12 protein-coding genes and 1 pseudogene are annotated in these 13,137 nt (G+C 45.2%); 9 read left to right on the plus strand and 4 right to left on the minus strand.

From position 1 onward, the window contains the following. The first annotated feature begins 180 nt into the window (after window positions 1-180). Entirely contained in the window at window positions 181-3,399 is a 3,219-nt protein-coding gene (locus COHPA_RS24510) for an S-layer homology domain-containing protein (RefSeq protein WP_027086823.1), read from the plus strand. 168 nt (window positions 3,400-3,567) lie between these two features. Here COHPA_RS24510 and COHPA_RS0114215 read toward each other — a convergent pair whose 3' ends face one another. Continuing rightward, the gene (locus tag COHPA_RS0114215; protein WP_027086824.1) at window positions 3,568-4,473 is read right to left on the minus strand and encodes an alpha/beta fold hydrolase; all 906 of its coding nucleotides are present in this window, start codon (window positions 4,471-4,473) and stop codon (window positions 3,568-3,570) included. Window positions 4,474-4,688: 215 nt separating this feature from the next. Between COHPA_RS0114215 and COHPA_RS0114220 the strand changes: the two genes are divergently transcribed. Beyond that, window positions 4,689-5,135, plus strand: a complete 447-nt coding sequence (locus COHPA_RS0114220; protein WP_027086825.1) for a MarR family winged helix-turn-helix transcriptional regulator — start codon at window positions 4,689-4,691, stop codon at window positions 5,133-5,135. 747 nt (window positions 5,136-5,882) lie between these two features. Then, window positions 5,883-6,578, plus strand: a complete 696-nt coding sequence (locus tag COHPA_RS0114225; RefSeq protein WP_211237880.1) for a prenyltransferase/squalene oxidase repeat-containing protein — start codon at window positions 5,883-5,885, stop codon at window positions 6,576-6,578. Window positions 6,579-6,694: 116 nt separating this feature from the next. Here the strand turns inward: COHPA_RS0114225 and COHPA_RS0114230 are convergent, their stop codons facing one another. Further along, on the minus strand, window positions 6,695-7,591 hold the full coding sequence (locus COHPA_RS0114230) for an AraC family transcriptional regulator (RefSeq protein ID WP_027086827.1): 897 nt from the start codon (window positions 7,589-7,591) through the stop codon (window positions 6,695-6,697). 185 nt (window positions 7,592-7,776) lie between these two features. Next, window positions 7,777-8,126, minus strand: a pseudogene (locus COHPA_RS0114240) (winged helix-turn-helix transcriptional regulator). Window positions 8,127-8,230: 104 nt separating this feature from the next. Between COHPA_RS0114240 and COHPA_RS0114245 the strand changes: the two are divergent. The 5 genes from COHPA_RS0114245 (at window position 8,231) to COHPA_RS0114265 (ending at window position 11,463) form a co-directional block, all read left to right on the plus strand. Further along, on the plus strand, window positions 8,231-8,623 hold the full coding sequence (locus tag COHPA_RS0114245) for a RidA family protein (RefSeq protein WP_027086829.1): 393 nt from the start codon (window positions 8,231-8,233) through the stop codon (window positions 8,621-8,623). A 497-nt stretch (window positions 8,624-9,120) separates the two neighbouring features. Beyond that, the gene (locus COHPA_RS0114250; protein ID WP_027086830.1) at window positions 9,121-9,432 is read left to right on the plus strand and encodes a hypothetical protein; all 312 of its coding nucleotides are present in this window, start codon (window positions 9,121-9,123) and stop codon (window positions 9,430-9,432) included. Between the two features lie 17 nt (window positions 9,433-9,449). Next, on the plus strand, window positions 9,450-9,656 hold the full coding sequence (locus COHPA_RS0114255) for a hypothetical protein (RefSeq protein WP_027086831.1): 207 nt from the start codon (window positions 9,450-9,452) through the stop codon (window positions 9,654-9,656). Between the two features lie 3 nt (window positions 9,657-9,659). Then, entirely contained in the window at window positions 9,660-10,616 is a 957-nt protein-coding gene (locus COHPA_RS0114260) for an MvdC/MvdD family ATP grasp protein (protein WP_027086832.1), read from the plus strand. After that, window positions 10,600-11,463: a hypothetical protein gene (locus COHPA_RS0114265; RefSeq protein ID WP_027086833.1), complete on the plus strand. Its 864-nt coding sequence runs from the start codon at window positions 10,600-10,602 to the stop codon at window positions 11,461-11,463. The genes COHPA_RS0114260 and COHPA_RS0114265 overlap by 17 nt, the downstream gene beginning before the upstream one ends. A 24-nt stretch (window positions 11,464-11,487) precedes the next feature. Here COHPA_RS0114265 and COHPA_RS0114270 read toward each other — a convergent pair whose 3' ends face one another. Then, on the minus strand, window positions 11,488-11,754 hold the full coding sequence (locus tag COHPA_RS0114270) for a hypothetical protein (protein WP_027086834.1): 267 nt from the start codon (window positions 11,752-11,754) through the stop codon (window positions 11,488-11,490). Window positions 11,755-12,027: 273 nt separating this feature from the next. Here COHPA_RS0114270 and COHPA_RS0114275 point away from each other — a divergent pair, with 273 nt between their 5' ends. Then, entirely contained in the window at window positions 12,028-13,134 is a 1,107-nt protein-coding gene (locus COHPA_RS0114275; RefSeq protein WP_027086835.1) for a HindVP family restriction endonuclease, read from the plus strand. The last annotated feature ends 3 nt before the right edge of the window (window positions 13,135-13,137 follow it).

The following is a 13,137-nucleotide window of genomic DNA, read 5'->3' on the forward strand; positions in this document are numbered from 1 at the left end:
GTGACCCATTTTTTGTTCTGTCGCCGCATCTCCATTTTCATCTTTTAACTTAAAGATTTCTTTATATTTCACAAATGAAATAATCAGCGAGATATAATAGGCGGAAATCCCTACAGGTGTACATAAAAGGGAGGCTTAAATGAAGTTCTGGTGAAGTCATGTACAAAAGAGGAGTTGAGCATGTTGGCTATTGGCAGACGGATTCGTCTGATGATAGGGGTAATGGTTATTCTGCTAGGATTGCCGGCTAATCAAGGTTTTGCGGCTACGATTTATAATCAGGACGGATTCGGGTATAGCGGAACAGGCAGTGGGAATCCGCTAGGAACGAACATCGTCATGACCGGGTACAACGATTGGCCAACGGGATATACTCATACAAATGGTTTTTATTCGAGTACGTTTGATGGCCAGAATATATGGATGATACCATTTGGTGGCACCCACGTGGTCAAAATCAATAAGAATTCGGGTGAAATGACTGGTTATAACACATGGCCGGAGGGATTTGTTAGGGGAAGTTCTCCATTCACGGGCGGCGTTTTTGATGGCCAGAATATATGGTTGATTCCATATGGCGCCAACAGTGTCGTTAAGGTCAATAAGGATACGGGGATAATGACAGGCTATAAGGATTGGCCGGCGGGATTTACGCTGCAAAATGGTGCGTTCGCTGGCGGTATTTATGATGGTCAGAATATATGGTTGGCGCCAAGAAATGCCGACCGTGTCATAAAGATCGACAAGGCTACGGGGACGATGACTGGCTACAACGACTGGCCGGCGGGATTTACGAAGGGTAGTTCTGCATTTTCGGGCGCTACGTTCGATGGTCGAAATATATGGATGGTACCGCAGAATGCCGACCGTGTTATTAAATTTGATACGATTACAGGAACGATGACCGGCTACAACGACTGGCCGGCGGGATTTGTTAAGGGAGGTAGTGCATTCGAAGGCGGTATATTTGAAGGTCAACATATATGGTTGGTGCCGTATGATGCCGACCGTATGATTAAGATCGACAAGGATACGGGGACGATGACCGGCTACAACAACTGGCCGGCGGGATTTACGAAGGGTAATACTGCATTTTCGGGCGGGACGTATGACGGTCAGAATATATGGCTGGTACCTGCTCGTGCCAGTCAGGTCATTAAATTCAATACGGTTACAGAATCGATGACCGGTTACAACACATGGCCAGCGGGATTTACAAAGGGAACTGATGGGTTTGGCGGGGCTGTGTTTGATGGTCAGAATATATGGATGAGTCCATATAATGCCAATTATGCGATCAAGATATCATCCGTATCGGCGAGCGGTTTAACTGTAACAACGGATGACCCGACAGGGGCGGGCACCAATGGGCACACACATGTGAATATTGCAGAGACGGTAGGAACGGGCAACACGTTTAAGTACAAGAATTTCGCAAGCTCATCCGTGACGACGCCGAACGAGGGCGTTATCATCGGTGCGGATTATAGTCCTTTGCCGCCGAACGGTATAGTGGCGGCGGCAAACGGAGATAAAATAGCGGTGGTGGAAGTCGATGCTTCTAGCGCAGCCGTGCGATTTGGTCAGGCAACGGCTGTAGTAATCCCAGATGCTGCAACACCGTCAGCGAATCCGGCAGGCGGTGCGGTAGCAGCCGGAACGATGGTAGAGTTGACGACGATAACCCCTGATGCGACGATCTATTACACGGTAGATGGTACTGTGCCGACAAGCAGCAGCCTGGTGTATACCGCACCGATCAGTGTAACAAGTGCAACAACGATCAAGGCGATAGCGAAAGCGCCCGGTCTGGGCGATAGCGGGGTCATGAGCGAAAGCTATACGATCTTGATACCGGGTGTGCCGGCATTAGTGTCAACAGCAGCCGGAGATGGTCAGGCTACGGTAAACTGGAGTGCTGTATCAGGGGCAACCTCCTATAAGGTATATCAATCAACGACTTCGAACTCTTACGGAGCAGCAGAAGCAACAGTGAGCGGTTCCGTATACAGTGCCACGATTACAGGGCTTACGAATGGCACCGTATATTACTTTAAGGTCAGTGCTTTAATCGGCAGCAGCGAAAGTGCAAAGTCCAATGAAGTGAGCGCAACACCTCAAGTTGCACAGCCTGGGGCGCCCGTACTTCAGCCTGCCACATCGGGCGATACACAAATAAGTCTAACTTGGAGTCCGGCGGTCGGTGCGACGGGGTACAAAATATTCAAAAGCACGACCTCTGGCGCTTATGGATTAGAAGATGCTACCGTAAGTGGCTCGGTATACAGCTATAATGCGACCGGATTAACGAATGGTACAACGTACTATTTTGTTGTTAAAGCTACCAATCCGGGAGGAGACAGCGCTGCTTCCAATGAAGTGAGTGCAACGCCTGTAACCGTTCCGGCAGCGCCAACGGGTGTAACCGCAGTAGCTGGCAATGGACAAGCAACGGTCAGCTTCACTGCCCCAGCGAATGGCGAAAGCAACATCACTCACTACGTGGTTACAGCGATGCCGGGTAATATATCCGTAACAGGGACGGATAGTTCAATCACGGTAACTGGACTATCCAACGGAGTTGCTTATACGTTTACGGTACAAGCCGTCAATAGTGCGGGTAGCAGCGTGGCCTCCGACGCCTCTCATTCCGTGACGCCGAGAAGTCCGTCCAGCGGTACACCGACCACACCGACTACGCCGCCTGATTCGGCACAGAAGCCTGCTGAGCCAGAGCCTACGGTAGAAGTATTCAACAGCAGCATTATTAATGAAACTAATCTAGTTAAGATGATGGAATCCAAAGCAGCGGAGGCTAAGGAAGCGAACACTGCCACTGATTTCGCTGACTCGCAAGGGCACTGGGCTGAGAAGACGATCGATCTATTCATCCAATTGAAAGTCATTAGTGGCTACCAAGATGGTACGTTTAGACCCAATAGTGCGATCACCCGCGCGGAGTTCGCAGCCCTTCTGAATCGTGTGTTTAATATTCAAGGCGGCAGCCATACGAATACGGCATTGAAGGACATTGACGGGAGCTGGGCTAAAGAAGCGATTGAGAACCTGGTAGCCGCAAGAGTAATCACTGGCTACAAGGACGATACATTCAGGCCGAATCAGACGATTACACGTGAAGAGATGGTGGTCATGCTGTCCCGCATTGTAAACCTTAGTGGCGTGGAGAAGGACACGACCAAAGGCAACTTCAATGACCTGAACGGTGCCTATGCAGCGGATGAGATCCAGGCGTCAGCGCAAGCCGGTATTGTTAGTGGTAAAGGTGATGGGCAATTCGATCCTCAGGGCAATGCAACACGTGCAGAAGCGTTGCAGACTATTTTGAACGTATTGAAGCTTAACCCACAGTTGAAGACATTGCTAGAATCGCTTAGCTAGTATGTGTGAAGGACGCCCGATTGAGGCGTCCTTTATTTCGCCCAACAGCTGTTACGGAGAACCGTATCACAAATAACGGAAAGTTTTTGAACTAATGGGTAACGTGTGGTTTCAGAACTGAATGATCGAGTTACCTTTTTTGCGCTCGGTCTCTACATATTTGTGGGTTTATTGCTCCGATTTGAATGATGCAATATCTATGCTGTCAACGAATTTGAGAAGAGCATCTGCCACCTTCTCGGGTGCCTCCAGTGCGGCGTAGTGGCCGACGCCATCAAGAAGGACCGACTGGACTTCGCCAGACGTTACCTGGCTCATTGTTGCAAAGGTGAATTCACCGCCTCCGGCTCCGATTGCCATCACTGGCATGCTTAGTTTGCGGGCGGCGACGAGAGCTGCAATGTCTTCGCCCTCCTGAAGCATAGACTGGTAGAGGCCAATCGCTCCGCGCCAACCGTTGGGACGTGAGTAGGTACGAACGAACTCGTTGATGTCGTCTTCGGTGATTGCTTCTGGCGTCGCGCTCATAGTTGGGAATACGAATTGTCCAAGGAACTCACGTTCGCGGCCGGAGAGCAGCATCTCGGGGATATTCGGAGCGGCAAGAACGCCAATGTACCAAGTACCCCCATGTGTGACGTCGGCCAGCATCTCTAAGCCGAATCCAGGCAGACCCATCTCGATCGCGGTGAAGCTGAGCACGTCCTCCGGGTAGGTAGCCGCGAGGCGAAAGACGGTTGCTCCGCTTATGTCCTGGCCTGTGAGGTGAACTGGACCAACATTAAGCTCTTTAATGAGAAGATGCAAGTCTTCGGCAGAGGTCTTGCTGTTGTAATTACCTGGCCCATTGTCTGAGTCTCCGAAACCGCGAAGGTCTACGGCAAAAACACGGTGATTCTCGGCTAGAAGCGGAATCAGTTTTCGGAAAGCCCACCAAGTTTCAGGAAAGCCATGAACCAATAGGATTGGAGTACCAGTTGTCCCTGTTGATACGTAGTGAAGCTTAGTGTTGTTGACTTCTAAGTAGTGATGCGAGATACCGTTCAGTGAAGCACCTTTTTTGTTTATAGTCATTCATAAATCCCCTCCAATTTATATGGACAACCTGGTTGTCAATATAAACAATAGACAACCAGGTTGTCTTTGTCAAGAGAAACTGCTTCAGGAAGTCCGTGACGTCCTTTTAACAACAGAGAAAGAAAAGCGAGTTGGAGTACGGTGCTTTTGACGAGTATCTTTAGCTATGCTAGTATATTTGTACTATGTCTAATTCAGGTGCTACACTAACAATGCTTTTAATTGGCGGCTATCGTTCACTGGTGGAGGCCGCACAAGCTGAGCTTGCTGCTCGTGGTTACGAGGATGTTCGTCCCGTTCACGACGTAGCCATTCGAGCGATTGCTGCAGGTGCCGATAGCGCTTCGGAGCTAGGTCGGCGCTTAATGGTCTCAAAACAGGCGGCGGCGAAAACCATTGGGATCCTTCAAAAGCGCGCATACGTCGTTCGCGAAGCAGATCCAGCTGACGCTCGGCGCAAACGCCTTCGTGTCACCGCACGAGGGTTTGACATGCTGCGAGAAGCTGAAGAGATCTTTGATGAGTTGCGGAAAAAATGGGCTCGGCAGATTGGAAGCACCGAACTCGAGCAAATAGAGAAACACCTAGCTGAGTTGATTGGGACTGACCCCAATCGTCTTGATAACTCAGGCTGGCTTGCACGAGACCTAGGCGAGTGACTTAGCGTTTAAAACTTTGACTCAGTACTTGGGCTGGGAATAAAAATGGCGATGTTAGGGTTATCCCTGCACCGCCATTTCTGGATTTTGGTCGAATGCTGCCTTCTTAAGCGAATTATGGGCGAGCGAAAGCCACCCGACCTCTAGGCTTATACTTTTTGCTAACGTGCTCACATCGCGAGGCACCTGACTGAGATGCTGAATGGGCAATTGGAGTTAGAGCACACCGACGAAAATGGGAGCAGATTTAGAATTACACTTAGACCATTTGTTAGGTCAGAACGAATATGACAATGGAGAAATCAGCACGTTTACGCACTGACTAGTTTTTTCGCCGTTACCCCCGATCTAGAAGGGGAATCTGCTGCTTAAACACAAATATGATACAAACCGCGATTTTGCATGGAGCAATCTCTACCTGTCGCAGCCCCCTTTTTGTTCAAAATAGGGAAGGAGAATGACCGGATGGTGATTTCAAGACCAGTCATGGAGTGGTTACTTGATTCCGACCCTTCGATCCGTTGGCAAGTCATGCGCGATCTGATTGGTGCGTCCGCAGATGAGGTTGCAGCTGAGCGTGCACTGGTCGCGACCAAGGGAGTCGGCGCTCGATTGCTTGCTCTTCAAGAGGCTGACGGGTCGTGGGCTGGCGCGGCATGGAACCGAGGGTGGGACTCCACCATGCATGTCTTGTCTCTCTTAAGAGAATTAGGCCTCGATCCCGCATGCGAGGCGGCAATTCGAGCGGTGAACCGGGTCCGCGATCAAGTGAAGTGGCGGGGATGGGACGAGGACGGAATCTGGTGGGGATGGGAATGGGAAGGCAATCCCTTCTTTGCAGGCGAGGTAGAGCCTTGCATCAACGGCCAAGTGGCGGCGAGCGGTGCCTATTTCGGCCAGAATGTTCAACGAATCGTCGATCGTCTGCTTAACGAGCAACTGTCTGACGGTGGTTGGAACTGCGAGGCTCACAACGGCTCACCGCGCTCTTCGTTTAACACAACGATCTGCGCGTTAGAAGCGTTGCTCGAATACGAGCTGGCCTTTGGAAGCAGGGCCGAGGTGACGGAGTCTCGCCTGCGCGGGCAAGAGTATCTCCTCGATCGCAGACTCTTCAAGAGAATGTCTACAGGAGAGGTGATCGAGCGAGACCGCAAAGGCGGAACGGTCTGGACGCGATTCTCCTTTCCGACTTGGTGGCACTACGACGTGCTGCGGGGACTCGATTATCTGCGCAAAGCCGGCGCTACGCCAGACGAGCGTGTGACTGAGGCGATTGAATGGGTGGAGTCGAAGCGGAACAGTGAAGGCCGGTGGCTTCTCGAGTACCAGCACCCCGGCATGATGCCGGTCGAGCTGAATGAAGGGGAGGGACGGGCGAGCCGGTGGATTACATTGCGCGCATTACGTGTGTTGAACTGGTATTTAGCGGGGAGCCCATAACTTGCCATTACAGCCAGCGCGGTGAACCGTATCACAAGTAACGGCAAGTTTTTGCGGAATGTCCCTTACAACCCGCCGCTGAAGGAGGATCGTAAGGGACATTCATTGTCAGTAGGCTATTTCTTAACAACTGGTATCCAGACTTCACTATAGTAATTTCCATTGCCGCAACTGCCATAAATCTCGATGTCCGGCCCATCTAATTTTTCGTATCCTGATTTCGGGAGCCATTCCGAATAGACCCGTTTCCACAAACTGCCTGTCATGGATCCGATCTGATCGTCCCCATGCTCCTCTGATGTGAAAATAGCCCATTTTTGAGCGGGAACCGCTACTCGTGTATACCCCTGTGGTTTACTCTGGCCTGTGACAAACGCAAATAGCATATAAGGAAATGTAGAATATCCGGTATCCCGATAATTCAGCGCTGCATGAATGGAGCACATTCCATTATAGGATTCACCCCGTTTACGGAAATCGGCGGCATCGAAAAGCTCCTCGTAAGCCCCGTTTGCATGGCATTCTTGCCAGAATTCTGGCACGCTCTTATAGGCTGTATCGCCAATAGAGGAAAAAATCTCTTCGATTCCAAAAATTTCAAATTGTTCTTTGTCCACAATGGTGTAACGCATTTCTTGATCTCCCCTTACCGATATGTGAAAGGAGATACGGGGATACGATCGGAGCATGACCCCTTGGTCGCGCGCCCGCGAGGGTGTGACTCCATGGATTTTATGAAATGCCCGGGTAAACGAATCATGGGATTCATAGCCGTATTTCATCGAGAGGTCGATTATTTTGATGTCACTATGCTGAAGGTCTAACGCCGCAAGCGTCAAACGTCTGCGCCTCACGTACTCCGATAGCGGGATGTCCATCATATAAGAGAACATCCTTTGGAAGTTGTATAGAGAGCAGCATGCAATCTTCGCGGCTTCTTCATAATCGAGGATGCCCGTAAGATGGTTCTCCATATAATCAACGGCATTGTTCAACCGTTCCAAAAATTCCATTCCCCGACCTCCTTTCCGAGTTTAGAATACCGTAACTGTAGGGAGAGGTCTCGACTATTAATGCCGTCTTTCTCTGATGCTTTCCGATTTCGTCTATTTATCATTCTTTGTATTGTCTGGCATGAATTTTGAAAAACTTGCCGTTACAGACGGTGCGGAGAACTGTATCACAAGTGACGCAAACTTTAACGAATATTGGGAGATCGGTGATTCGCTCCCCACTCGCATAGTTCTTCTAGAATAGGGAGCAGGGTTTTCGCTTTTTCTGTAAGTCGGTATTCCACTTTCGGCGGGATTTGGGGTATTCTTTCCGTTCCAGCATCCCATCCTGCTCCAGCTCCTTAAGCTGTGAACTGAGTGTTTTATACGTAATCGCCCCGATTTGTCTCTTCAGGTCGTTAAATCGAACCGGCTCGTTCTCCGCTAGCAAGTAAATAATGACCATCTTCCACTTGCCGCCAATGACGGACAGTGTATACCCGAAGGGAGTGTCTTGAAGCTGCTTCACCTTGCCCGTGTATACAGTCATACCCATGAGAACACTATCCTTTCTGGTAGTACCTATCAATAAAGTGCGTACTGTTTTTTTGATTGCCCACATCTTACAATAATCACACCATGAACGAAAGGAGAAGAACAATGAGATTAGCAAAAACATTTAATCACGGTGTTGCATGGGAGGAAGGGAGCGGCATATCCCAGGGGTACTCGATTAACGGCACGATCTATGTCTCGGGTCAATTCTCCCACGATATGCAGAGCACATTCATCGGTGCGGGAGACATCGAGGCGCAGACCAAGCAGACGCTTGACAATCTAGATCGCGTACTAGCGGGGTTCGGCGTCACGAGGTCAAACCTGGCTTATGTTGAGATTTACCTGACCAACGTGAAGGAGCATTTCGAGCCTTGCATCCGGTTGTTTAGAGAGTATATGGGGCAGCATCGTCCCGCCGGAAGTCTCATTGGCGTATCAGCGCTGGCGTTCCCCGAGCAGTTGATTGAGATCAGCGCTATCGCTCATACGAACTAACGAACGTACATGAGAAATAGAGCATACAGCAACCGCAGTAGAGACTGCATCCGGTCAGAAGCACCAATTCAAGAATCTGTAGAATTATCTGAACAGCAAGAACGGAGTAAAATGGTTGAAAAAGGCGCCTTATTAACAGGTGCCTTTTGGTTTCACCGTTAGCCCTGTTACGCTGAACCGTATCACAAATAGTGGTAAAGCGAAGGGTTGAGTTAAAGATTGAGGCAACGGTGCTAGATCTACTTATTTGAGTATAGATACACCATGACATGTTAAGTGATTGAAATAAATAATGCGAGACGATTATGACAGTAATAACAAAAGTTAGCCCAACCTTGCGGTTTGGGCTTTTGTTATACCCAATATGTAGACTAATCTAAACATTAGCTTCTGGGGAAACGTCAATAGCTAATGTTATTAACTGGTGTCTTTATCCAGCGAAGTGGTATAATCGTATAAAAATGATACTGAGGTGCGGTGAATGAGCAAAGAACTTATTGAAAGAGGTCGTAATAAAGTGGGTAATGGTCCCATGGAGCATCTATTTAAGAGATGGTATTTCGGAGAAAATATTAGAAATAGTAGGAGCCACAAAAGCAGAATACTTCGGAACAACAGAATTATTCTACTTTGAGAGAGACAAGGAGCTAAATCAGTTTAAATTTTACAAATATGAAAACTTTGAATTATTAGAATGTAGCTACGGTGCTGCAATAAACACTAGTGAGTACAAATTAGAACGAATTTTTATTTTTAGTGAGGAACCTGAGGAAGAGACAAAATATTATGTTACTGAAGTAATTAATTAATACGAGGAGGTCTTTTTGTGAAAAAACATTTGTTGTTAGAGAAAGCCTACATTTACCCACTAGAAAGAGACGAAGCTAATTTAAGTGATTATCTTTATGATACCGAAAAAGGCTATTGGCTTAATAAAGAAACTCAGGCCGCTTTTATTTTGGAGCCATCTGCACGCAAACCTAAAAGTAAGAAGTGTGATCGGGAGACGGGGGAAGATCAAAAGGGAGAGTAACCTATGAAAATTATCGAAGTGCTAATCATTTCAAATAGCCTGGATTTTGGTACTGATTACGTTTGTTTAGAGCTTGAAAAACGTAATGCTCAGTATTTGAGATTAAATAGGGATGACTTTGCTCGTTATGAGATAACTCTTGATGTGAATAAAGTGGAAATCCACATTAACATTGATGGAATTCAGTACATTATTTCGGAAGAGACGTTGCGTTCAGTATATTATAGAGCCCCGATTTACTTAAGAGATGTATACCAGTCTCAAATCGAGATGGATGTGCAATTGTATAGAACACAATGGACAGCATTTATTCGAAATCTAACAATACTTGAGACTGTAAAGTGGGTAAACAATCCAGCAGCAACCTTTATAGCTGAAAATAAGCTTCTACAATTAAAATATGCGAAAACTATTGGTTTTAGTTTGCCTGATACATATGTGGCAAACACAAATAAAATATCATTAACACCAGAGAGTCTATACATTGTAAAATCACTAGATACGGCAGTGCTAAGAGTGGATGGACAAGAGGCATTTATTTATTCAAATCTAGTTTCCACTGACGAAATAAAAAATGCATCCTTGGGGTTATCTCCTGTTGTAATTCAAAATTATATTGGTGCGTATAACAATAAAGTTGATGTAAGGGTGACTGTAATTGAAGAGAAAATCTTCTCGGTTCGGATTATAAAAAATGGGGCGGGCATTGAAGGAGATTGGAGAAGAGAAAAAGATGAAATTGAGTATGTAAGGTTCGAACTACCAGACGATGTGAAATCGAAATGTGTTGACATTGCGAAAAAGTTTGGATTATCCTTTGGAGCTATTGATTTAATTGAGTCAAATGGAGAGTTCTATTTTCTGGAGATAAACCCAACTGGAGAGTGGGCATGGCTTGTGGAGAGCGCTGAATTACCAATACATGAGGAAATATGTAAAACTCTTGTCGGGTATAGTTAAGGGGTTAATTTTCAACGTTTTTCCCTTTTTCGAAAACCTCTATTATAAAAGGGTAATGTTAAAAAAGAATGAGGATCTTGGAGAAGGAAAGCTTCCGTTATCCTATATGCAAGGCTATGAGAAGTTGACCATAGATGAAGTAGAAAAATTCCATTTAAAAACATTTGAATACAAAAAGCAATTTGAGGATAAGGCGAAAACAAGTCTATTCTCTATTACAATCTCCATAACGTTAATAGTGACTTTTATTGATTTGGTATTTAAGGTCGAGTATTTTAAATTAGTTGCAGTTCTCATGATTATAGTAGCCTTTACCAATTTACTACTAGCAGGTAAGATGGCATTTGATGTGATTGGAAATTTGAATATCTTTTATGAACTTGCCCCATCGGAGGTTCACCAAAAAAAGAAGGATAAGAAAGAGATTTTAGCATATTCAACTGAATACAATGTCAACTACAATACCATTAGAAATAATCATGTGTACTTATCTTATAAGAGCATAGTAGTTGCTTTAATCGCAATTGCATTCATTGGTATATTGTATATGAGTGGAAAGGCATTAGCTCCAGCAGCGACAGATAAGCAAGCAGAAATACTAATTCAAATTAATAATAGCTTGCAGCAAAACAATTTATCATTTGATTTATTGAATGTTTATTTAGAAGAGATAAATTCTACTCTTGTTAATAATAATGATGTACATGCCCAACTTAAAGATGTACTTAATAATATTAAGGAACAGATTTCGGATGGAACGTATAGGCAAGAAGAAATCCTTGAAAAGCTAATTATATTTTTGGAGAGTAATCCCACGGAAACCCATTCAAATAACGTTCCCCGTTAGGAGCCTAATAAATTTCAGATTGTCTTACTTGATTCCATCTGTTTTTAGTGAATTAATGACCTTTTTCAAAAATCTTCTGGTTTGGTCTGGATTCGCAATAGTGTTTGTAACAAATTTGCTATCAGCCCATGATGTTCTGCCCGCAGTACGTATGAGTAATTGCCCACCCTTAATTAAATAGTAATTCGTTGCACTATAATTTCTACCTCCACCGAGGGTATCAGTAACACTTTTCTCAAATCCTTCATTTAGATCTAAGAGTTTTTGTACGACATCTTTTGTAAATCTCATTATTAATTTCCCCTCCAATGAGTTGCTCATATTTATTAGCTTTCAGTCTAACACTTTATTTACTCAGTCTACAACTATATTTATCCAGACCAACACTTTATTCTCTTCTAACACTATGAGAAATCCCTTGAACTATTTAAGGGATTTTTCACTTTTTATAAAGGATATGGTTTGTGTTTTGTCGAATATGGAGATTTAGCAGTATGTACAATTGAATTTGTGGAAGTTATACAATTAGAGAGCGGAAATACTACGAAGTAAGGGGTAGAACTGATGACGGTGCCTGGACGTAATCCTGGATTATATGGAATAACAAACTCAAATAGAAGATGGAACGAACTATTTGGAAAGAACCAATTTAATAGTGCATTTCCAGTATCGTTGGCATGTTATATGCGGGATAATGGAATAAACCCAGTCTATGTTTATGTAAATGATCAACTAGGTGTAGAGACAAGGGAGATTTCATTTGATGAGGTTTTTAACACCACTCTTCCTAACGATCAACTGCGATTTGATTTCGAATCTCATTATACACCGTACCAAAGGTACGCTTATGATGAGATCGGAGGGATAGATCTGGTCGTAAAACATAACAACGAATGGTTGCGACCGCTTGAAATCAAGTTAACAGTGCTGCCCGATCTCCTTACAAGTGTAGAAGCAGAAGCGAATTGGGGTACTGAAATAGTAATTCGCCCAGCAACTACATCTTACTGCGCTCTGGGGATGTTTGACTCCTGCCAGGATGTTGTTGGAGAATTAAGAGATATGTTCGAACCAGTGTTATTCGATATTCGGGATTGGAATAATCACGTTGAAATCCTAAACAAAAAAGAAGACATACTAAATGTCCTTAACCAGTTCCAAAGGAATTACTGCAATAGACAGAAACCATTCTTAATGCAACCCATTTGGAAAACAGATGGAAAGAATTCAACCCTCCGTGACAATGCTTTTGACATTTTTATATGGAGTGATTTTGCTTTGTGTAGGACTTTTTTAGATAGATCGAACGCTGACCCGACAATTAGAAGAACAGCCCCTTCAATAACGAGACATATGAGAGGATCGGTAAGGTTAGCAAAAGCGTTTTACGATCTTTCAACTAGGGGCAGGGCGAACATAGAAGAAATATACACGAAGATGGCGTTCGGGCATCAGACTGACAAAGAGTTTTCACTAAATGGAAAAATGACTCGTGATTATATGGCATCACCTAGAAGGGTAACGCCAGCTTTATCGAAGGAAGTGCTTACAGAACTTATTATAAACGGTGGAGAAAAGATGCTAAGCCCAGAGAGACGATTTGACCAATCGATTTACTTTACGGCATCGCATCTTTTCGAGGAACAAGAAGAAGAAGAAAGAGGAGAATAATTC

The organism is Cohnella panacarvi Gsoil 349, assembly GCF_000515335.1.
Classification (GTDB): Bacteria; Bacillota; Bacilli; order Paenibacillales; family Paenibacillaceae; genus Cohnella; species Cohnella panacarvi.

Excerpts from the sequence above, each read along its gene's own strand:
- COHPA_RS0114215 (WP_027086824.1), bottom strand. The coding sequence starts at position 4,473 with ATGACTATAAACAAAAAAGGTGCTTCACTGAACGGTATCTCGCATCAC.
- COHPA_RS0114220 (WP_027086825.1), top strand. The coding sequence starts at position 4,689 with ATGCTTTTAATTGGCGGCTATCGTTCACTGGTGGAGGCCGCACAAGCT.
- COHPA_RS24510 (WP_027086823.1), top strand. The coding sequence starts at position 181 with ATGTTGGCTATTGGCAGACGGATTCGTCTGATGATAGGGGTAATGGTT.
- COHPA_RS0114260 (WP_027086832.1), top strand. The coding sequence starts at position 9,660 with ATGAAAATTATCGAAGTGCTAATCATTTCAAATAGCCTGGATTTTGGT.
- COHPA_RS0114230 (WP_027086827.1), bottom strand. The coding sequence starts at position 7,591 with ATGGAATTTTTGGAACGGTTGAACAATGCCGTTGATTATATGGAGAAC.
- COHPA_RS0114275 (WP_027086835.1), top strand. The coding sequence starts at position 12,028 with ATGACGGTGCCTGGACGTAATCCTGGATTATATGGAATAACAAACTCA.
- COHPA_RS0114245 (WP_027086829.1), top strand. The coding sequence starts at position 8,231 with ATGAGATTAGCAAAAACATTTAATCACGGTGTTGCATGGGAGGAAGGG.
- COHPA_RS0114270 (WP_027086834.1), bottom strand. The coding sequence starts at position 11,754 with ATGAGATTTACAAAAGATGTCGTACAAAAACTCTTAGATCTAAATGAA.